The following is a 20517-nucleotide window of genomic DNA, read 5'->3' on the forward strand; positions in this document are numbered from 1 at the left end:
TTCGACCCGGGTGCCACCGGACCGAGCGCATTTCAAGACTGCCAAGGTCGTGCCCCTGTCACCTTGTCGTGCGCGGATCAGGGCCGGTCGGCCAGACGCTCGATCGCGTCGGCGGTCCGGCGGGTGTTGTTGTAGATGCCCAGACCCAGATAGATCATGCCCCCCAGCAGGATCATGTAAATCGTTCCGCCGACCAAGACGGCCAGCCCTTGCAAGATACCGCCCTGCGGGCTGAACATCGCGGCGATGGCACCGATCAGGACGCCGATCGCGCCCAGGATCACCACGACATTGACGATCCGTTCCATCCAGACAATAAAGAAATCACGCATTTAAAACGCTCCGCTTGATTGAAATCGCGGGACGCTTGGCACGCTGACAGCGGCGAGGCAAGATCAGTAGGAATATTCGGCGTAGATCCGGTTCAGATCGCCCTGCCATTCGCCCTGATATTTTTCCAGCAGCTCGTCGGCAGGCACCTTGCCGCTGTCGATGCTTTCCTTCAGTGCATTCAGGAAATGCGTCTCGTCGGGGACCAGCCCGCCGGCACCGGGACACGCACGGGCCTTCAATCCGGCCTCGGCGATCTCCAGAACCTGACGCGCCAGATCGTGCATCCGGATGCCATTCGCCTCGCCCTGCAAGGCGTCGCGTCCGGCCGCGCGGCGCAGCCCTTCGCGCGTCTCGTGGTCCCAGTCCTTGACCAGATCCCATGCGGCATCCAGCGCGGTCTGGTCATAGGTCAGGCCGACCCACAGGGCCGGCAGCGCACACAGACGCCGCCACGGCCCGCCATCGGCACCGCGCATCTCGATGAATTTCTTGACGCGCGCCTCGGGGAACACGGTGGTCAGGTGATCCGCCCAGTCCGACAGGGTCGGGATCTGGCCCGGCAGCGCGGGCAGCTCGCCCTTCAGGAAATCGCGGAAGGATTGTCCCAACGCGTCGATATACTTGCCGTCGCGATAGACAAAATACATTGGCACATCAAGGACATAATCAACCCACGCCTCGTAGCCGAAGCCATCTTCGAAGACAAAGGGCAGCATGCCGGTGCGCGCGTCGTCCAGGTTCTGCCAGATATGCGCGCGCCAGCTTTTCATGCCGTTCGGCTTGCCATCAAGGAAGGGTGAATTGGCGAACAGCGCATTCGCCACCGGCTGCAACGCCAACGCGACCCGCAGCTTCTTGACCATGTCGGCCTCGGACGCGAAATCCAGATTCACCTGCACCGTGCAGGTGCGATACATCATCTGCGTCCCCAGCGTGCCGACACGCCCCATGTAATCCGTCATCAGCCGATAGCGCCCCTTGGGCATCATCGGCATCTGATCCTGCGTCCAGATCGGCGCGGCCCCCAGCCCGATGAACCCCGCGCCGATCCGGTCGGCGACGGCCTTGACCTCGGCCAGATGGCTGTTCACCTCGTCGCAGGTCTGGTGAATGGTTTCCAGCGGGGCGCCGGACAGTTCCAGCTGCCCGCCCGGCTCAAGGCTGACATTCGCACCGTCGCGTTCCAGACCGATGATATTGCCCTGCTCCAGCACCGGCGCCCAGCCAAAGCGTTCCTGCAGGCCGGTCAGCATCGCCTTGATCGAACAGTCACCCTCGTAGGGCAGCGGCAGATTCTGCGCGTGGCAATAGCCGAATTTCTCGTGCTCGGTGCCGATCCGCCACGCATCGCGCGGCTTTTCACCGGCGGCGATATAGGCGGCAAGCTGGTCGCGGCTTTCGATGGGGCCTCCGCCCTGCTGGGGAATCGACATGGCTGAGGCCTTTCTGGGGTTTCAAGTCGGTCACAGGTGGCAACAGGCGCGGTCCAAGTCAACCCGCCTCAGACCGGCCTCCGCCAAACGGTGCGCACCGCATCGCGCTGATCGGCGACATGCGCCAGCGCGGCAGAGACCGCGCCCATGTCCAGACCGGGCAATGCCGCGAAGCCATGCGCCAGTGCATCGGCCCCCGCCGCATCGACCGGGATCAGCAAAGCCTCGCCCGCGCGGCTGCGCAGCCGCCAGTGACCATGGCCGCGCAATCGCAGCAGGCGGATCTCGACCAGATCTCGCAGGGCGATCTCGCCGCCAAGCGAGGCCGCGCCATAGTAACGCACCGCCCCTTCGACCAGTTCGACCACGCCGGGGGCATCGATCGGGCGCTGGAACGGCAACCTACGCCACGCGCCGACCAGCAGCGCAGCCCCGACCAGCAGAACCGCAGCGCCAAGCGCGCCCAGAAACCAGCCACCGCGCAGCGCCAGCCAAAGCCCGGACACGCAGACCGCCAGCGCGACCAGCGCCTCGGCGCGGCGACTGATCCAGTTGCGGATCTCGGGACGGATCAGGGGGACCATCGGCAATGCTCCTTCAGGGGCGGTTCGACGAACCTAATATCGCGCCCCCGGGCTTTCGAGATCAAATCCGTCGGCCCAAAGCTTCACGGCATCGGGCACGATCCGCGCAAAGATGTGATCGGGTTCGGCTGGACGGCTGATGCCCGCCGACAACGCCGTGCCGGATCAACCGGTTTCGGCGGGGATCTGCGCCCATTTACCACCCCGCGCAAGGGTGCGAACCATTGCCCGACGCCCCGTGTTACTGCCCCGAGCGCGTCGGAAGGCGCGCCTGATTGACGGAAAAACAGGAGTTTTCACATGTTCCGCCATATCGCCTTTGCTCTGGGCCTCGGCCTGACCGCCACCACCGCCGTCGCGCAAGAGCAGCAGGCCCCAAACCCCGCCGCGCTGGATCAGGCGGCCACCTACGAGGCTGCACGCAACCAGTTGGGACTGCTTAAGTTCTGCCAGCAGCAGGGTTTCTCGGGCGGTGAAGCCGTCGCCGCGCAGGAAAAGATGGTCGGCATGCTGCCGCAGGGCGACGCCGACGCGGGCGCAGCCGCCGAAGCGAAGGGCGCGGAAGGCACGGTCTCGGTCGCGGGATCGCAGGTCACGCTACAGGACGCCGCCAGCCAGCAGGGCAGCAATGTCGAGGAACAGTGCCGCCAGATCGAAGCCGCGGTGAACCAGGTCGCCGAACAGTTGCCGGCCGGCTGATCACAAGTCACGAATGGCGCTGTTAAAGAACAGCGACCCGAACAAAGAAAAAGCCCGGCGGTAACGCCGGGCTTTCGCGTGTGTGGCCGGGTCGCGATCAGTTGCGCGAACGGTCCACCATCTTGCCTTTGGAAATCCACGGCATCATCTCGCGCAGCTTTGCGCCGACCTGTTCGATCTGGTGTTCGTCGTTGATCCGGCGCGTGGCCTTGAACGACGGCTGGCCGACGGCGTTTTCCTGCATGAAATCACGCACGAACTTGCCAGTCTGGATGTCGCGCAGCACGGCTTTCATGCGGGCCTTGGTCTCGTCATAAGGCAGGATCCGCGGGCCGCTGACATATTCGCCGTATTCGGCGGTGTTGCTGATGGAATAGTTCATGTTGGCGATGCCGCCTTCATAGATCAGATCGACGATCAGCTTCACCTCGTGCAGGCACTCGAAATAGGCCATTTCCGGCTCGTAGCCGGCCTCGACCAGGGTCTCAAAGCCCATGCGGATCAGTTCGACCAGGCCACCGCACAGCACCGCCTGTTCGCCGAACAGGTCGGTCTCGCATTCCTCGCGGAAATTGGTCTCGATGATGCCGGAACGCCCGCCACCGATGGCCGAGCAGTAGGACAGACCCAGATCCATGGCTTTGCCGCTGGCATCCTGATGCACCGCGACCAGGCAGGGCACGCCGCCGCCCTTGACGTATTCGCCGCGGACGGTGTGGCCGGGGCCCTTGGGCGCCATCATGATGACATCGACGCCGGGCTTGGGTTCGATCAGGCCGAAATGCACGTTCAGGCCGTGGGCGAAAGCGATCGCCGCGCCTTCGCGCAGATTATCGTGGACGTATTTCTTGTAGGTTTCGGCCTGCAGTTCGTCCGGCATGGTGAACATGATCAGATCGCACCAGGCGGCGGCCTCGGCGATGCCCATGACCTTCAGGCCCTCGGCTTCGGCCTTCGCGGCCGATGCGCTGCCCTCGCGCAGGGCGACGACGACGTTCTTGGCGCCCGAATCGCGCAGGTTCAGCGCATGGGCATGGCCCTGGCTGCCATAGCCCAGAATAGCGACCTTCTTGTCCTTGATCAGGTTCACGTCGCAATCGCGATCATAGTAAACGCGCATGATGGTTCCTTTCCTCTGCAATTGTCCGTCGTTCTAACGGTGTTGCGACGTTGCGGATGTTCAATCTTCGCGGAATATGCAAGATCCTGTCGACACTCATGCCCATATCAACGCCCGAACGGATAAATCATGCCCGATGCCACCGATCGTCGCATTCTGCGCCAGATGCTGGCGGATCCCGACGCCTCGAATGCCGATCTGTCGCGCCGCGCCGGCGTGACACAGGCCAGCCTGTGGCGCCGGCTGGACAAGATGCGCGAAACAGGGGTCATCGCGGCAATCCAGTCGCGCATCGACTGGCGCGCGCTGGGATGGGAGGTCGAAGTCAGCCTGCGCTTCACGCTGGACAAGACCAATCCCCGTGCCTTCGACGATTTCATTGCCGCCGCCCGCGAGGTGCCCGAGGTGATCGAGATCCAGACCTTCCTTGGCAGCGTCGATCTGCGCCTGTCGGTGATCGCCCGCGACATGGCGCATTGGCAGCAGGTCTATCGCGACCGCATCCTGACCCTGCCGCATGTGTCCGACAGCGACGCGCTGATGCTGGTCTCGACCATCAAGGACAGCGCCGAGTTGGCGCTGTGAGCGGGCTGGATGCAACCGATCTGGCGATCCTGCGCATCCTGGCGGCGGATGCGACCACAAGCGCGGCCGAAATCGGACGGGCGGTCGGCATCGGACAGCCCGCAGCCTGGCGACGCATCCGCAAGCTGGGCGACCAACGGATCCTGGCCGGGCGCAGGGTTGTCGTGGACAATGCCGCGCTGGGGTTCGGGGTGACGGTTTTCCTGGGCGTGCGCCTGGCTGCAAAGGGCCGCACCAGCCTGGAGGATTTCGAACGTGCCGTGACCGCCATACCCGAGGTCCAGACGGTTCAGCATGTGCTGGGGCAGTTCGATTATCGCCTGCGCATTACCGCCCGCGACATCAGCGATTTCGAACGTATCCTGCGCCGCCGGATCATGACCCTGCCCGGCGTCGGGCAGGTCGAGGCCAATGTGATGCTGTCCGAGGAACGCCGGCCGGGACCACTGGGGGCATCGGGTCCGGAAGCCCGCTGATCGCGCGGCATTGCCGGGCGTTCGACGTTGCCACGGGCGGGGGGCGTGCCCTGCCGCCCCCATCGAGGGGCCGCCAGGGCAGTCGGAGCTGCGCCCCTCCGGCCCCGATGGTGGCCCTTTCAATCGCCGCCCAAACGTCTTGCCGCGTTCACCGAGGCATCAAGCCCTTCGGCCAGTTCCGCGGCAATTCCCGACGCCTGCAACCGTTTCAGCCCTGCCGCGGTGGTCCCGGCATAGGCGGTCATGCCGGCGACATGATCCGCCGCACTAGGGCCTCCCTTGGCCAGCATATGACCCGCGCCCAGAAACAGCTGTCGCGTCGCCAGGTCCGCCAGCTTGGGATCCACGCCGCGCGACACCGCATACTCGCTGACACATGCTGCGAAGAACGCCACGAATCCCGGCACCGGGCCTGTCAGTGCCGTGAAGATGTCCAGTTGATCTTCCGACGGCAGTTCGGCGGTCGTCCCGCAACAGCGCAAGATCGCCGTCGCGCGATGACGGTCTGCCCGAGTGGCTGTGTCGTGGGCGCACCATGGCGAGAAGGCAAGACCCTCGGCCGCCGCAGGGCTGGTCATCGCGCGGATCACGCGCGACGTGCCCGACAGATCGACGATACGCGCCAGCGTCTGGCCCGCCATGACCGACACGACCAAACGTCCATCAGCATGGATGTCCAGATCGCGCGCCGCCTGCGGTGGCACGCAAAGAATGACGGTGTCGCAGGCATCCACCAGTTCCCGATTATCCGCGGTGATGCGCACGCCTTGCGCCACGTCATCCGCAACACCCGACCGGCACGAGATCCACAGATCGCCCGGCACCACGCCACCGCGACGCAACAGCGCGGTCGCAAGCGCCCGCCCCAACATGCCGTTGCCGCCGATGATGCCGATCCTGCCGATCCCGCCGTCGTCCATGGCTGCCCCCGATCTTCGTCAATTCCGCCAGCGGCCCATGCATCAGGACGCAAGGGGACGATCGCCGCGCAGCGCGGGCTAGGCCAAATTGTCGCGAAAGGCCGCGATCACCTGGCGATACACGTCGCGCTTGAACGGCACGATGCTGTCCAGCAGATCATCCGCCCGGATCCAGCACCAACGGTCGAATTCCGGGTGATCGGTCTGGATGCAGACATCACCATCCTGACCCAGGAATCGCATCAGCACCCATTTCTGACGCTGGCCGCCGTATTTGCCCTTCCAGACCTTGCCGACCAACTCGGGCGGAAGATCGTAGAAAACCCAATCCTCGGCCTCGGCGACGATCTCGACCTTGTCGGCGCCGATCCCGGTTTCCTCGGTCAGTTCGCGCAGCGCCGCCTGACGCGGGGTTTCGCCCGTGTCGATCCCGCCTTGTGGCATCTGCCACGCATCCGGCCGATCAAGGCGCTGGCCCGCGAAGACCAGCCCCTCGCCGTTGATCAGCACGACGCCCGCGCAGGGCCTGTAGGGCAGGCCCTGCGGTCCTGCCGGTTCAGCCATTCTCTTTCGCGGCTCCGGTTTCGCCCTTGCCCGACCCCTCGCCGGTCACGGCGGGTGTTGCCCCGGCCGGAACCTGTTCGGCCTCGAAGTTTACGGCTGCCAGCCCCTTCAGGATATCCACGGCGTAGGCCATCTGATAATCTTCTTCGCGCAGCTTGGCGGTCGCCTCGACCTCTTTTGCCTCTTCCTCCATCTGCTTCTTTTCGTCGTCGCTGATCGAATCGTTGTTCAGCGCGCCGCGCAGATCCGCCTCGGACCGGCCGAAATTCGACTCGCTGCGGGGGCCGTCCTCGTCGTCCTCGGCATCTGCCGGCGGGCGGGGCTGGGCGACCAGGATATCGGGCTGAATGCCCATCGCCTGGATCGACCGGCCTGACGGCGTGTAATAGCGCGCCGTGGTCAGCCGGATCGCGCTGTCGGAAGTGACCGGCATGACCGTTTGCACGCTGCCCTTGCCGAAAGACTTCTCGCCCACGACGATGGCGCGGCGATGATCCTGCAATGCGCCGGTGACGATCTCGGACGCGCTGGCGGATCCGCCGTTGATCAGCACCACCATCGGCTTGCCCTGCGCCAGATCGCCCGTCTCGGCGTTCCAGCGTTCGCTGTCCTCGGACTTGCGGCCGCGCGTGCTGACGATCTCTCCGGCGTCAAGGAACGCATCCGACACCTCGATCGCCTGGTTCAGCAGCCCGCCGGGGTTGTTGCGCAGATCCAGCACGAAGCCCGTCACCTTGTCGATCCCGCCGGCATCCTTCACGGCCTTGTCCAGTTCGGACTTCATCGTGTCATAAGTTTCGTCGTTGAAGGTCGAGACGCGCAGCACCACAGCATGCCCCTCGATCCGGGTCTTCACGACCGTCAGCTTGATCGTGTCGCGCGTCATCGTCAGGTCGAACGGCTCGTTCTCGCCTTCGCGCAGGATCGTGACGGTGATTTCCGACCCGACCGGGCCGCGCATCATGTCCACCGCGTCGTCCAGTGTCAGCCCCATCAGGGATTCGCCGTTCACATGGGTGATGAAATCGCCCGACTTCACGCCGGCCTCGGCGGCGGGCGTTTCGTCGATCGGCGAGACCACCTTGACCAGACCGTCTTCCTGGCTGACCTCGATGCCCAGCCCGCCGAAACTGCCGCGCGTCTGGGTCTGCATGTCCTCGTAATCGCTGGCCGACAGGAAGCTGGAATGAGGATCCAGCGAGGTCAGCATGCCGTTGATCGCCGATTCGATCAGGGTCTTGTCGTCAGGTGCCTCGACATAGTCGGCGCGCACCCGCTCGAACACGTTTCCGAACAGTTCCAGCTGCTCATAGACAGAGCTGTTCTTGCCTGCCTCTTGCGCGACCAGCGGTCCCGCGATCTGGGTGGTGAACAGCGCGCCGGCCAGCATCCCCCCGACCCCTGCGATCAGATAATGTTTCATGACGGCCTTTCCTGCCTCAGTCCTGTTGCACCCCGACGACCGGATTCAGCACGAACCAGTCCGCCGGGTCCAGCGTTTCATCACCGCGTCGCAGTTCAAGATACAGTGTCTCGGTCCGACCCGCATCTGCGCCACGCGCGGCATTCGCGACGAACTGCGCTCCGAATTCCTGCGCCGGGGCTTCAGACCCGCCCATCAGCCCGACCGGATCCCCTGCCCCCAGCACGTCGCCGACTTCTCCGAACACCTGCGACATGCCCGCAAATATCAGAAGATAGCCGCCCGCGGGCTCCAGAATCATCACATTGCCGTAATCCAGCAGCGGGCCGCGATAACGGATCGTGGCGGGCCATGGCGTCGTGACCAGCGCGGCGGGCGCAGTGGCGATCACCCAGCCGGGGCGCCGGACCCCGGCGGCATCGGGTTCGTCATAGGGGCGCAGAACACTGCCGACCGCCGGAAGCGGCAGACTGCCCTGCGCGCCCTCGAAATCCTCCATCGGCGCGCCGATATCGGTCTCCATTCCATCGATGCCGCGGGCGAAATCATCCAGGCTTTGCGCCGCATCACGCAATTCCTGCAATTCCTCGGGCGCCTCGGCAAAGCGGACCGGCATCGTCGAACGGTCGGTGACGGCGCTGGCCAGCAGGCGCCGCGCCTCCTGCACCGACGCAAGCCCGGATCCCAGCATCTCGGCGGCTGCCGCCTGCAGGGCCCGGACGGTGCTGATCTCGTTCAGATCGTCCTGCAGCCGTTCAGCCTCGCTCCGCAATCCGGGCGTGACATCGCTGAGGATCATGCCGGTGCGCGCATTCGCCAGCGCACCCGCCGGATGCAGTAACATCGTCGCTTCGGGTGATTGCTGCAGGGCGGTCATGGCCCCCAGAACGCCGGCAAGCCGCGAACGCTCCGCCTCGAAGCGGCCGTGCAGCTCGGCCTCGCGCGCGCTTGCCAGCCGCAGCCCCTCGCGCAACGCCGCCAGACCCTGCTCATAGCCCCGGATCACCTCGGTCAGCGCGGTCACCTGATCATCCGCCGTCACCGCCTCGGCAAGCTTGCCGATCGCGCCGCGCAGCTGCGCGGCCGCGTCCTCGGCCTCGGCAACGGCCTGATTGGCGGGCGTGACGGCCATCGCCGGCGCGCCCAGCATCGTCGCCGACAGGATCATCGCCGCAAGCAGTCGTTGTTTCATGCGCTCTCGATCAGGCTTTCGCCGGTCATCTCGGCAGGTTTGTCCAGCCCCATCAGATCCAGCACCGTCGGTGCGACATCGGCCAGCCGCCCGTTGCGCAGAACGGCCCCGCGCGGACCGCCGAAGACGATGACCGGCACCGGATTGGTGGTGTGCGCGGTATGCGGGCCGCCGCTTTCGGGATCGACCATCGTCTCGCAGTTGCCGTGATCGGCGATCACCACCGCGGCACCGCCGGCGCGCTCCAATGCCTCCAGCATCCGCCCCAGCCCGGCATCGACCGCCTCGCAGGCACGCTTGGCCGCCGACAGGCTGCCGGTATGCCCGACCATGTCCGGATTGGCATAGTTCACCACGATCAGGTCATAGCCCGCGTCGATCACCTCGACCAGCTTGTCGCTGACCTCGCCTGCCGCCATCTCGGGCGCCAGATCATAGGTCGCGACCTTGGGGCTTTGCGGCATATGGCGATCCTCGCCCGGCTCAGGCGTTTCCTTGCCGCCATTCAGGAAGAAGGTCACATGAGGATATTTCTCGGTCTCGGCCAGCCTGAACTGACGCAGACCCTTCTGCGCGACCCAGGCGCCAAGCGTGTTGACCACCTGCGTCTTGGGATAGGCGGTCGACATGAAATCGTTGTGCCGTTCGCTATAGTCGACCATCCCCAGCAGCGCCGCCCAGTCGGGGCGGTCCGACACGTCGAATTCGGCGAAGTCCGGATCGGCCAGCGCCGACAGGATCTCGCGCGCGCGATCGGCGCGGAAATTCAGGCAAAAGAACCCGTCCCCGTCATGCACGCCGTCATAGCCGTCGATCACGAAGGGCTGGATGAATTCATCGGTTTCATCACGCGCATGAGCCGCCGCGACGGCGGAATCGGCGCGGTCGGCGGCATCGCCCTTGCCCGCCACGATGGCGCGATAGGCTCGTTCCACCCGGTCCCAGCGCCGGTCACGGTCCATGGCGAAATATCGCCCGATCACGGTGCCGATCCGGCTTCCCTTGGGCAGATTGCCCTGCAATTCGGTGACGAAGCCCTGTGCGGATTGCGGGGCAACGTCACGCCCGTCGGTGATGGCGTGAATGACGACCGGCACGCCTGCCTCGGCGATTGATGTCGCGGCCGCCAGAAGATGACGGATATGGCCATGCACGCCACCATCCGACACCACGCCCATCAGATGGGCGGTGCCGCCCGTGTCCTTCAGCCGCGCGATGAAACCATGCAAGGCGTCATTCTGGAAAAAGCTTCCATCCTCGATGGCCAGATCGATCTGGCCCAGATCCATCGCGACGACGCGGCCGGCGCCGATATTGGTATGGCCGACCTCGGAATTGCCCATCTGCCCGCTGGGAAGCCCGACATCGGGCCCGAACGTGGTCAGCGTCGCATGCGGACATTCGCGCATCAGCCGGTCGAAATTCGGTGTCACGGCCTGGTCGGGTGCGCTTTGTTCCGGCCGGTCCGAGATGCCCCAGCCGTCAAGAATGCACAGGATCACGGGTGTCGTCATGCGGGCCTCGCTGTGATTTGCGCCTTGTTACGCCGCCGCCGCCGCTGCGACAACCTCCCCGAAGGCTCGCCGCACGCCAATCGGCCCGATCTTCCTTGCCCCAATAGCCTCGGAAAGCAGACCTGCCAGCATCGAGCGGCGGACAGACCCATTCCGGGCCTTGCAGCGATCCTGTCCATGTCCGCTCGCGTCTTTCAGGCGCGATGATAGGGGGATCCGGCCAGAATCGTCGCCGCGCGATAAAGCTGTTCGGCCAACATGACCCGCACCAGAAGATGCGGCCAGACCATCCGGCCGAAGCTGATGGACCATTCGGCGCGGTCCCGCAGCGACGGATCCAGCCCGTCCGCCCCGCCGATCACAAAACAGGCATCGCGTGCGCTGTCGCGAAATTGCGCCAGCCGCGCGGCGAAATCCGGCGATGCGGGCTGATCGCCCCGCTCGTCCAGTGTCACCAGTGCCGAACCCGCCGGGATCGCCCGCGTCAGCAGTTCGGCCTCGGCCGCCATGCCGCCGCCGCGCCGGTCCTCGACCTCGATCATCCCGATGGCGGGCAGGCCAAGGCTGCGGCCGGTCCGGGCAAAACGGTCAAGATAGTCCGCGACCAACGCCGCCTCGGGGCCCTTCTTCAGCCGCCCCACGGCGGCGATGTCGATGCGCATGAAGCCGGATGGCCCCTCAGGTCAGGGGACGCGAAGCCTCGCGCACGCGGCTCAGCGTGTCGGCGGGCATCCACATCTTTTCCAACTGATAGAAGTCGCGCACCTCGGGACGGAAGACATGAACGATCACGTCGTCCGTATCGACCAGCACCCAGTCGCCGGCGTCCTTGCCTTCGATCCGGGGCGTCCGGCCCGTCGCCTGCTTGACCTTTTCGGCCAGATGCTCGGCGATGGCGCCCACCTGGCGTGCGCTGCGGCCCGATGCGATCACCATGTGATCCGCCATGGCCGACCGTCCGCGCAGGTCGATCGTCACGATGTCCTCGGCCTTGTCGTCTTCAAGCGAGGACAGGATGCGGGCCAGGCGCCCTTCGGCACCTTCCTGGTCGCCCGCGGCGGTCGCAGCCGGCCTTCCGGCCGACGAAGCGTCTTGTGACAGGGTTGTATCCTCCGGTCAACGCGCCGATCGCCCCCGGCGCAGGGGTATCCCCAAGATAGCATCTTTTCGGGCCATCTCAATCACCGGTCACGGATTCGGGACTTGCGCCGTCCGCGCGCCCTCCCCCGTCCTGCCGGACGGCGATCTGGTCGTTCAGCAACCGCACCTCGCGCTGCGGGAACGGAATCGACACGCCGTGTTCCTGAAACGCGTCCCACAGCGCCAGATAGACCTGACCGCGCACATTGGTCAGCCCGCCCTGCGCGTCGCCGATCCAGAACCGCAGCACATAATCCACGCTGCTGTCGCCGAAGCCCGTGACCCAGCAGACCGGCTTGCGCTGCGCCAGCACCCGCTTGACCGACAGCGCCGCGTTGATGGCGATTTCGGTGACCTTGTGGGGATCGTCGCCATAAGAGGTGCCGAACGGGATATCCAGCCGCACGAAATTGTTGGTGTGTGACCAGTTGACCACCTGCCCGGTGACCAGATCCTCGTTCGGGATCAGATATTCCTTGCCGTCGCGGGTGACGACGCTGACATAGCGCGCGCCCAGTTCCTCGATCCAGCCGAACGTGTCGCCCAGGCTGATCACGTCGCCGGGCTTGATCGACTTGTCCAGCAGGATGATCACCCCCGAGACCAGGTTGGACACGACCTTCTGCAGTCCGAATCCCAGCCCGACCCCGACCGCGCCCGAAAACACCGCCAAGCCGGTCAGATCGAACCCCACCGCCTTCAGCCCGACGATGATCGCCAGGCTGAACAGGAAGATCTGCAGCAGCTTGGCGGTCAGCACCCGCATTGTCGGCGAAATGTCGTCGTTCTGCGACAGCCGCCCGGTGATGACCCGAGACAGCATCCGGGCGCCCGCGATCATCAGTCCGGTGATCGCCAGCGCTTTCAGGACGGTCAGCGCCGACAGCCTGAAATCGCCAAGGCTGATCGCGATGCTTTCCAGAAACGCCGCCGCGGGTTCGGTCAGGTTCAGCAGGTGCAGCGTCACCCAGATCCATGCCGCCCAACTGACGATCCGGCGCAGGAAACGGTTGGTGATCACCCGCATCAGGAAAAAGATCCCGACCCAGGCGGCGGCGATGGTCGCGGCCAGTTCGATCACCTGGCTTCGGAAGGAATAGGTGACCTCGCGCATGATCAGCACGACCGCCCATGCAAGTATCGTGAACACGATCAGCGTCAGACGACGATCGATCAGCAACCCCACGCGCAGTCGCCATTTCGGCCAGTTCTCGCGCGACCGCAGCCAGCCGGTCAGGCGCGGGGACAGAAGCCGGGCGATCAGCCACGAGATCAGGACAAGCCCGCAAATGGCCGGCAGCTGATACATCCGCGACGGGATCAGCAGCATGTCCACGAACAACGAGATCCGGTACCACAGCCCCTGGGCGGCATCGATGACCTCGGGGTTCAGCTCTTCCATCCGCGCGTCTCCTTTGTCGCGATTACATATCGCGGCGGGCCGGCGGACAAGCCCCGGCGATCTTGTGTCAACGCGGAATCGGCCTTATTACGTCAGCATGACCGGGTTTATCTATTTCGACATTCACGACCGCGCGCGCCTGCCGTCGCGGTTCTTCGGCGAGGCGCTGTGCGTCACCGCGCGACTGTGACGGGCTGCGGTCCGGCCGCAGCCATTTTCCGCGCCATCGAAGCCACACAGCCGAAAGCCAATCACCATGACCGAACCCACCCCCGCCCCGCGCACGCTCTATGACAAGATCTGGGACGCGCATGTCGTGGACCGTCAGGAGGACGGCACCTGCCTGCTGTATATCGACAGGCATCTCGTCCACGAGGTAACCAGCCCGCAAGCCTTCGAGGGGCTGCGGATGACGGGCCGCAAGGTGCGCGCGCCTGAACGCACCATCGCGGTGCCCGATCACAACGTTCCCACGACGCTGGACCGCCAGAACGGCATCGAAAACGAGGAGTCGCGCATCCAGGTCGATGCGCTGGACCGCAACGCCCGCGAATTCGGGGTGAACTACTATCCCGTCAACGACATCCGTCAGGGCATCGTCCATATCGTCGGCCCCGAACAGGGCTGGACCCTGCCCGGCATGACCGTCGTCTGCGGCGACAGCCATACGGCGACGCATGGCGCCTTCGGCGCGCTGGCCCACGGAATCGGCACGTCCGAGGTCGAACATGTGCTGGCCACCCAGACGCTGATCCAGTCGAAGTCGAAGAACATGAAGGTGGAAATCACCGGACGCCTGGCGCCCGGCGTCACCGCCAAGGATATCGTGCTGCGCATCATCGCCGAAACCGGCACGGCAGGCGGCACCGGTCATGTCATCGAATACAGCGGCGAGGCGATCCGTAACCTGTCAATGGAAGGCCGCATGACGATCTGCAACATGGCGATCGAGGGCGGTGCCCGCGCGGGCCTGATCGCGCCGGACGAGACGACCTTCAACTACGTCAAGGGCCGCGCCCACGCCCCGAAGGGCGCCCAGTGGGAGGCTGCGGTAGCGTGGTGGAAGACGCTGTTCAGCGACCCCGACGCGCAGTGGGACAAGGTCGTGACCATCCGGGGCGAGGATATCGCCCCAACAGTCACCTGGGGCACCAGCCCCGAAGACGCCCTGCCGATCACCGCGACGGTGCCCGCGCCCGAGGATTTCAGGGGCGGCAAGGTCGATGCCGCCCGCCGGTCGCTGGACTATATGGGCCTGACCGCCGGCACCAACCTGACCGACATCGCCATCGACGCCGTGTTCATCGGGTCCTGCACCAACGGCCGGATCGAGGATCTGCGTGCCGCCGCCGAGGTGCTGCGCGGCCGCAAGCTGGCGCAGGGCGTGCGCGGCATGGTCGTCCCCGGCTCGGGCCTCGTCCGCGCGCAGGCCGAGGAAGAGGGGCTGGACCGCATCTTCCTGGACGCGGGATTCGAATGGCGGCTTGCCGGATGTTCGATGTGTCTGGGCATGAACCCCGACCAGCTTGCGCCGGGCGAACGCTGCGCCGCGACCTCGAACCGCAATTTCGAGGGGCGTCAAGGCTACAAGGGCCGCACCCATCTGATGTCGCCTGCGATGGCGGCGGCGGCGGGCGTGACCGGCCACCTGACCGATGTGCGCGACCTGATGGCCGAGACGGTCTGAGGGGTCGCCATGCCCGCCCGCCCGGACATGCCGGCGTCCTATATGGCAGGGTTCTGCGGGGCGGCCTCAGCCGCGCCGCAGCAGCCAGACGGCGTTCACCGCGATCAGCACCAGACCGGCATTCTCGAACATGTAGTTGGTGCTGAGACCGAACTGCCGCTGCCCGATCAGCGCATCCATGTGGTGAAACCCGACCGCCCGGACCGCCACGAAGGCGCACAGGATCGCCAGCCCCAGCAGCGCGATCCCGTGTCGGCCAAGCTGGCCGCGCATCCGCCGCATCAGGATCAGAAGACCCGATCCGATGCCCCACAGCAGCAGAAGGATGAATGCCACCTGCACGACCCTGCGGTAATCATACCACCCCTGCGCCTCGGCCAAGCAGCGTCCCAGCGCGGTCATCGCGCTTTGCAGATCCATCTGTTTGTTGATCGCCAGAAACAGCATCAGCACCGCGATCATGCCCCAGAACCCGCGCCCGCGCCGGCCGCGCAACCTGCGCCAAACCTGCGCGGCCAGCACGAAGCACAGCAGATAGGCCAGCACCGTCAACCATCCGGTCGCGTCCGGATCGCCGATGCGGGGCTGCCAAGCCCGGCCTACACACTCGATCAAACCCATCGTCCCGTCTTTCAGCCCGTCCCGGACGGAACCTAGCAGCCCGCCCGACACTCAGGCCAGACACAATTTCCCGAGGATCCCATGGACAAGTTCACAACCCTGACCGGCGTCGCGGCCCCCATGCCGCTGGTCAATATCGACACCGACATGATCATCCCCAAGCAGTTCCTGAAAACGATCAAGCGTTCCGGCCTTGGCGTGAACCTGTTCGACGAGATGCGCTATGATCGCAACGGCAGCGAACTGCCCGATTTCGTCCTGAACCAGCCGGCCTGGCGCGACGCGCAGATCCTTGTCGCGGGCGACAATTTCGGCTGCGGCTCGTCGCGCGAACACGCGCCCTGGGCGCTGCTGGATTTCGGCATCCGCTGCGTGATCTCGACCAGCTTCGCCGACATCTTCTTCAATAACTGCTTCAAGAACGGCATCTTGCCGATCACCCTGCCCCAGGATGCCGTCGATGTGTTGATGGATGACGCCCGCAAGGGCGCCAACGCCCGGATGACCGTCGATCTGGAAAACCAGACCGTCAGCACTTCGGACGGGCAGGAATTCCATTTCGACATCGACCCGTTCCGCAAGCACTGCCTGCTGAACGGCCTCGACGATATCGGGCTGACTATGAAAAAGGCGCCCTCGATCGATGCCTACGAGGATCAGATGGCGCAGGCCCGTCCTTGGGTCTAAGGGCCGCAGCCCTTTTGTGGCTGCTGATCGCCGCGGCTGCGATCCCTGCGGCGGCCGATCCGATCCGCATCGCCACCTGGGATCCAGGCCTGTCGCGCAAGGGCCCCGGCCTTCTGCTGCGTGACATCGCCCGCGACGATCCGCAGGTGATGGCGGCGGCAAAGGTGATCGCCGCCGCCGCACCGGATGTGATCCTGCTGACCGGGATCGACTGGGATCATGACGCGCGCGCCTTGGAAGGTTTTTCCGGAATTCTGACGAAAACCGGGTTGCGGCTGCCCTACAGCTTCACGGCACGCCCGAACAGCGGCATGGCAACCGGCCTCGATCTGAACGCGGATGGCCGTCTCGGCCGCGCTGACGACGCACAGGGCTGGGGGCTGTTCACCGGCCAGAACGGTATGGCAGTGCTGTCGCGTCTGCCGCTTGGCCCCGTCACCGACCACACCGACAGGCTGTGGCGCGACCTGCCGGGTGCCCTGATGCCCGACACCGCGCCCGAAATCGCGGCAGTCCAGCGCCTGTCCTCAACTGCGCATTGGGACATTCCGGTGCAGACACCCGACGGGCCGCTGCACCTGCTGGCATGGTCCGCCACCCCGCCGGTCTTCGACGGCCCCGAGGATCGCAACGGCCGCCGCAATCATGACGAGGCCGCGTTCTGGCTGCACCACCTGCCCGACGCGCCGTTCGTCCTGATCGGCAATATCAATCTGGACCCGGTCGATGGCGAGGGTCGTGCCGAAGCCCTTCGACGCCTGCTAAGCGTCGCGCAGGACCCACAGCCTCGCAGCGCCTGGCAACCCCCGCAAACCGGCACGAATGCCCGCCATCGGGGCGACCCGGCGCTTGATACCGGCGATTTCGACGATGACGGCCCCGGCAATCTGCGCGTCGATTACATCCTGCCGGACAAGGCGCTGAGCGTCATGGACAGCGGCGTGATCTGGCCGGCCCCCGACCAGCCGCTTGCCCAGGCGGTCAAGACCGCATCGGATCACCGCCTGGTCTGGGTCGATCTGGATCTTCAGGCCTCGAAGGACGCCACCGCACCCCAGGCCAGATCCAGATCCTCATCGGTCACGCAATAGGGCGGCAGCACGTAGACCGTGTTGCCCAGAGGCCGCAGCAACACACCGTTTTCCAGGAAATGCGCCCGCATCCGTGGCCCGGTCTCGGCCAGATAGCCGGCATCGCCGACCTGCAGATCCATCGCAGCGATGGTGCCGCATTGACGCAGATTGTGGAAACGTGGATCGCCCGCGAACCGCGCCAGCCGCGCGGCCTGCATCGCGGACAGCGATTCCAGCCGCGCCTGCATCGGGCTTTGCTGCCACAACCGCACCTGCGCCAGTGCCGCCGCGCAGGCAATCGGGTTCGCCGTATAGCTGGAAGAATGATAGAACGTCCGCCGCCGGTCGGTCGAATAATGCGCCTGAAAGATCCTGTCGCTGGCCAGCGTTGCGGCCAACGGCACGACTCCACCGGTCAAGCCTTTGCTGGTGCACAGGATGTCCGGCGCGATCCCGGCATGATCGCAGGCCCACAGGCGACCGGTGCGGCCCCAGCCGGTCATTACCTCGTCCGCGATCAGCAGCACGTCATGCCGGTCGCAGATCGCGCGAAGCCCGGCCAGCACAGCGGCCGGATAGATCCGCATGCCGCCCGCCCCCAGAACCAGCGGCTCAAGGATCAGCGCCGCCATCTTGCCGCTGGCCGCCAGTTCCTCGAACGCCGCCAGGGTCGCGGCACCATCACCGGTCGGAAAGGGCAGCTTGTCCACCGCGAACATCAGCGGGTCATAGGCTGCGTTGAACACGCCCCGCTCGCCCACGCTCATCGTGCCGATCGTGTCGCCGTGATAGCTGTCCTCGATCACCGCGATCCGGTGCCGTCCGTCGCCTTCGTGGCGCCAGTATCCCAACGCCATCTTCAACGCGACCTCGACGGCGGTCGAACCGCTGTCGCTGTAGAAGACACGCGTCAATCCCTTGGGCGCCATGCCGACCAGCGCCTCGGCCAGCTCCTCGCCCGGCGCGTGGGTCAGCCCGGCGAAGATCACCTGATCCATCCGGCCGGTGGCATCCTTGATGGCCTCGACGATCTCGGCCTGGCGGTGGCCATGCGTGACCACCCACCAGCTAGAGATGCCGTCCAGCAGACGCCGGCCGTCGGAGGTTTCCAGATACGCGCCGTCAGTCTCGACGATCCGGGGCGGGACAGGTTCGGTCGCGTGCTGCGTAAAGGGATGCCAGACTGCGCTCATCTAAAATCCTCCGGGTCAAAGTTGTCGGCCATCGCGCGGCTCAGGCTGTCGCGATCCAGCCGCGTCAGACGCGGCAGCCGGCCCAGCACCTTCACCGCGCCAAGCTGTCCGATCGTCGCGACATTGTCCCGGTTCTCATCCCCCACGAAGGCGACGCCATGGACCGGCACCTGACGCGCCCGCAGGCTTTCCAGCGCGGTCAGGCTGTGGCTGATCGTGCCCAGCCCGGTCGTGGCGACCAGGATCACCGGGATCTGCCATTCGGCGAACAGGTCGGCGAACAGAACCTTGCGCGTGACCGGCACCAGGACACCGCCTGCCCCCTCGATCACCAGCGGATCGATGTCGGGCGGCGTCAGCGTGCCGGGATCGACCTCGATCCCCTCAAGTTCGGCGGCGCGATGCGGCGACAGCGGCTCGCGCAGCAGCCAAGCCTCGGGGTGGACCTGCGCGCCGGATAGCCGCGCGACCTCGGCGGCGTCTGTGTCGGGCCGGGGCAGGTGTTGCGCCGCAACGCGCGTTAGCTGTGTACGCGCTGTGCTCGTGCTGTGCATGTCCGGTGCATGACCGGTGCGGCCCGGATTGGCGATGTTTCCGGCCAGCCCGGACTGCACCGGTTTCCAGTAATCCGCCCCGATCAACCCGCTCAGACCCGCCGCGAACACCGTCTTTCCGACATCCGTTCCGGTGCCCGTGATCACAAATCTGGCCATAGTTGCTCCAGCGTCTCTGCCAGCCGGATCACATCCGCAGGCGTGGCGTTCAGGGTCAGCGAAACCCGCAACCGCGAGGTGCCTTCGGGCACCGTCGGCGGGCGAATTCCCCTGACATCGAAGCCCCTTTGCTGGATTCGCGCGGCCAGATCCATCGTTGCGGATTCCGGTCCCACGATCAGCGGGACGATCTGGCTGCCGCTGACAGACAACTGCGGCAGGCGGCGCGACAACTCGGCCCCGAACACGGTGACATGGTCCCGCAACGCGTCGCGCCGCCATGGTTCGTCCCGCAGAATGTCCAGCGCCTCGCTGCCCGCCACCGCCATCAAGGGCGACGGGGCGGTCGCGAAGATGAACGGACGGCAGCGATTAATCATGAAGTCGATCAAGCACTTGGCGCCGCAGACCAAAGCTCCTGATCCGCCCAGCGCCTTGCCCAGCGTGTGCAGGGTCAGCACATTCTCGCGGCCTTCCAGATGATGCGCCAACCCTCGGCCATCGGGGCCGTAGACCCCGGTCGCGTGTGCCTCATCGACCAGCAGGAAACCGTGCTGATCGGCCAGTTCGGCAAGCTGGTCCAGCGGGGCCGCATCGCCATCCATGCTGTAGAGGCTTTCGACCGCAATCCAGACCGCGCCAGTATTCCCGGCCCGCCGCCACGCCTGGATCAGGTCGCGGGCATGGTCCACGTCGCCGTGCCGGAAAAGCTGAACCTCGGCCCTGCCGGCCCGCGCGCCCTCATGTGTGCTGGCATGTGACAGCGCATCCATCAGCAACAGGTCGCCGCGCTGCGGCAAGGTTGTGATGACAGCAAAGTTCGCGACATAGCCGCCGCCGAACCCCAACGCCGCCTCGGTCCCGAAGAACCGCGCCGCCTTGTCTTCAAACGCCGCATGCGGATCCGTGTGTCCTCGCAACAGCCGCGATCCGGCCGCGCCCACCGGCACGCCGTTGTTCAAGGCATCGCGAAGCGCGTCGGCCAGCCTTTCGGACCCGGCCAACCCAATGTAATCGTTCGAGGAAAAATCTATCCCGGCGCGCGCGACCAGTGATCGTCGCCGCGTCTGACGGGTCAATCCGTCAAGCTGTTCCCGAAACACCGACAGCCGATCCGCGGTGCCGTCAGAGTCCTCGCGTCGCAGGTGATCGGACATG

At 65.6% G+C, this 20517-nt stretch carries 22 protein-coding genes; 6 read left to right on the top strand and 16 right to left on the bottom strand.

The annotated features are described in order from the left end of the window. Nucleotides 1-77: 77 nt before the first annotated feature. The 3 genes from MU516_RS12465 to MU516_RS12475 all read right to left on the bottom strand — a co-directional run bounded on the left by MU516_RS12465 (nucleotide 78) and on the right by MU516_RS12475 (nucleotide 2350). Nucleotides 78-332 (bottom strand): hypothetical protein, encoded by a 255-nt coding sequence (locus MU516_RS12465; protein WP_260277527.1) that lies wholly within the window; start codon nucleotides 330-332, stop codon nucleotides 78-80. Between the two features lie 63 nt (nucleotides 333-395). Further along, complete coding sequence (locus MU516_RS12470) at nucleotides 396-1766, bottom strand: glutamate--cysteine ligase (protein WP_260277528.1); 1371 nt, start codon at nucleotides 1764-1766, stop codon at nucleotides 396-398. Nucleotides 1767-1834: 68 nt separating this feature from the next. Continuing rightward, a complete protein-coding gene (locus MU516_RS12475; RefSeq protein WP_260277529.1) occupies nucleotides 1835-2350 on the bottom strand; it encodes a hypothetical protein in 516 nt (171 codons plus the stop codon). Between the two features lie 300 nt (nucleotides 2351-2650). On the opposite strand from MU516_RS12475, the gene MU516_RS12480 reads away from it, so the two are divergent. After that, nucleotides 2651-3049, top strand: a complete 399-nt coding sequence (locus tag MU516_RS12480; protein WP_260277530.1) for a pore-forming ESAT-6 family protein — start codon at nucleotides 2651-2653, stop codon at nucleotides 3047-3049. Nucleotides 3050-3146: 97 nt separating this feature from the next. Here the strand turns inward: MU516_RS12480 and ilvC are convergent, their stop codons facing one another. Beyond that, nucleotides 3147-4169 carry a ketol-acid reductoisomerase gene (gene ilvC / locus MU516_RS12485; protein ID WP_260277531.1) on the bottom strand — a complete coding sequence of 341 codons (1023 nt, stop codon included), beginning with the start codon at nucleotides 4167-4169 and terminating at the stop codon, nucleotides 3147-3149. A 129-nt stretch (nucleotides 4170-4298) separates the two neighbouring features. Between ilvC and MU516_RS12490 the strand changes: the two genes are divergently transcribed. Next, on the top strand, nucleotides 4299-4754 hold the full coding sequence (locus MU516_RS12490) for an Lrp/AsnC family transcriptional regulator (protein WP_260277532.1): 456 nt from the start codon (nucleotides 4299-4301) through the stop codon (nucleotides 4752-4754). Further along, the gene (locus tag MU516_RS12495; protein WP_260277533.1) at nucleotides 4751-5230 is read left to right on the top strand and encodes an Lrp/AsnC family transcriptional regulator; all 480 of its coding nucleotides are present in this window, start codon (nucleotides 4751-4753) and stop codon (nucleotides 5228-5230) included. The genes MU516_RS12490 and MU516_RS12495 overlap by 4 nt, the downstream gene beginning before the upstream one ends. Before the next feature lie 119 nt (nucleotides 5231-5349). On the opposite strand, the gene MU516_RS12500 is transcribed toward MU516_RS12495, so the two are convergent. The 8 genes from MU516_RS12500 to MU516_RS12535 all read right to left on the bottom strand — a co-directional run bounded on the left by MU516_RS12500 (nucleotide 5350) and on the right by MU516_RS12535 (nucleotide 13385). Next, entirely contained in the window at nucleotides 5350-6150 is an 801-nt protein-coding gene (locus tag MU516_RS12500) for a pyrroline-5-carboxylate reductase family protein (protein ID WP_260277534.1), read from the bottom strand. Between the two features lie 78 nt (nucleotides 6151-6228). Beyond that, on the bottom strand, nucleotides 6229-6714 hold the full coding sequence (locus MU516_RS12505; RefSeq protein ID WP_260277535.1) for an RNA pyrophosphohydrolase: 486 nt from the start codon (nucleotides 6712-6714) through the stop codon (nucleotides 6229-6231). Next, the gene (locus MU516_RS12510; RefSeq protein ID WP_260277536.1) at nucleotides 6707-8137 is read right to left on the bottom strand and encodes a S41 family peptidase; all 1431 of its coding nucleotides are present in this window, start codon (nucleotides 8135-8137) and stop codon (nucleotides 6707-6709) included. Before MU516_RS12510 ends, MU516_RS12505 begins: the two co-directional genes overlap by 8 nt. Nucleotides 8138-8153: 16 nt before the next feature. Next, the gene (locus MU516_RS12515; RefSeq protein WP_260277537.1) at nucleotides 8154-9329 is read right to left on the bottom strand and encodes a murein hydrolase activator EnvC family protein; all 1176 of its coding nucleotides are present in this window, start codon (nucleotides 9327-9329) and stop codon (nucleotides 8154-8156) included. Continuing rightward, entirely contained in the window at nucleotides 9326-10843 is a 1518-nt protein-coding gene (gene gpmI, locus MU516_RS12520; RefSeq protein WP_260277538.1) for a 2,3-bisphosphoglycerate-independent phosphoglycerate mutase, read from the bottom strand. Before gpmI ends, MU516_RS12515 begins: the two co-directional genes overlap by 4 nt. Before the next feature lie 194 nt (nucleotides 10844-11037). After that, nucleotides 11038-11505 (bottom strand): 23S rRNA (pseudouridine(1915)-N(3))-methyltransferase RlmH, encoded by a 468-nt coding sequence (gene rlmH / locus MU516_RS12525; protein WP_260277539.1) that lies wholly within the window; start codon nucleotides 11503-11505, stop codon nucleotides 11038-11040. A gap of 16 nt (nucleotides 11506-11521) precedes the next feature. Beyond that, nucleotides 11522-11821, bottom strand: coding sequence for a ribosome silencing factor (gene rsfS, locus MU516_RS12530; RefSeq protein ID WP_425606854.1), 300 nt, complete (start codon nucleotides 11819-11821; stop codon nucleotides 11522-11524). A gap of 199 nt (nucleotides 11822-12020) precedes the next feature. Then, nucleotides 12021-13385: a mechanosensitive ion channel family protein gene (locus MU516_RS12535; RefSeq protein ID WP_260277540.1), complete on the bottom strand. Its 1365-nt coding sequence runs from the start codon at nucleotides 13383-13385 to the stop codon at nucleotides 12021-12023. Between the two features lie 256 nt (nucleotides 13386-13641). Between MU516_RS12535 and leuC the strand changes: the two genes are divergently transcribed. Next, nucleotides 13642-15072: a 3-isopropylmalate dehydratase large subunit gene (gene leuC, locus MU516_RS12540; RefSeq protein WP_260277541.1), complete on the top strand. Its 1431-nt coding sequence runs from the start codon at nucleotides 13642-13644 to the stop codon at nucleotides 15070-15072. Nucleotides 15073-15138: 66 nt separating this feature from the next. Here leuC and MU516_RS12545 read toward each other — a convergent pair whose 3' ends face one another. After that, nucleotides 15139-15693: a hypothetical protein gene (locus tag MU516_RS12545; RefSeq protein WP_260277542.1), complete on the bottom strand. Its 555-nt coding sequence runs from the start codon at nucleotides 15691-15693 to the stop codon at nucleotides 15139-15141. A gap of 81 nt (nucleotides 15694-15774) precedes the next feature. On the opposite strand from MU516_RS12545, the gene leuD reads away from it, so the two are divergent. Both leuD and MU516_RS12555 read left to right on the top strand, forming a co-directional pair. Beyond that, nucleotides 15775-16380, top strand: a complete 606-nt coding sequence (gene leuD / locus MU516_RS12550; RefSeq protein ID WP_260277543.1) for a 3-isopropylmalate dehydratase small subunit — start codon at nucleotides 15775-15777, stop codon at nucleotides 16378-16380. Next, nucleotides 16371-17471 (top strand): endonuclease/exonuclease/phosphatase family protein, encoded by a 1101-nt coding sequence (locus tag MU516_RS12555; protein WP_260277545.1) that lies wholly within the window; start codon nucleotides 16371-16373, stop codon nucleotides 17469-17471. Before leuD ends, MU516_RS12555 begins: the two co-directional genes overlap by 10 nt. Here MU516_RS12555 and MU516_RS12560 read toward each other — a convergent pair. Genes MU516_RS12560 through MU516_RS12570 form a run of 3 tightly spaced genes read right to left on the bottom strand, consistent with a single transcriptional unit; the run spans nucleotide 17408 to nucleotide 20516 of the window. Continuing rightward, nucleotides 17408-18646 (bottom strand): adenosylmethionine--8-amino-7-oxononanoate transaminase, encoded by a 1239-nt coding sequence (locus MU516_RS12560; RefSeq protein ID WP_260277546.1) that lies wholly within the window; start codon nucleotides 18644-18646, stop codon nucleotides 17408-17410. The two genes, MU516_RS12555 and MU516_RS12560, sit on opposite strands and share 64 nt — an antisense overlap. Continuing rightward, nucleotides 18643-19359 (bottom strand): ATP-dependent dethiobiotin synthetase BioD, encoded by a 717-nt coding sequence (gene bioD / locus MU516_RS12565; protein WP_260277547.1) that lies wholly within the window; start codon nucleotides 19357-19359, stop codon nucleotides 18643-18645. The genes MU516_RS12560 and bioD overlap by 4 nt, the downstream gene beginning before the upstream one ends. Further along, entirely contained in the window at nucleotides 19344-20516 is a 1173-nt protein-coding gene (locus MU516_RS12570) for an 8-amino-7-oxononanoate synthase (RefSeq protein WP_260277548.1), read from the bottom strand. Before MU516_RS12570 ends, bioD begins: the two co-directional genes overlap by 16 nt. Between the last annotated feature and the right edge of the window lies 1 nt (nucleotide 20517).

The organism is Paracoccus maritimus (assembly GCF_025195095.1).
Taxonomy (GTDB): domain Bacteria; phylum Pseudomonadota; class Alphaproteobacteria; order Rhodobacterales; family Rhodobacteraceae; genus Paracoccus; species Paracoccus maritimus.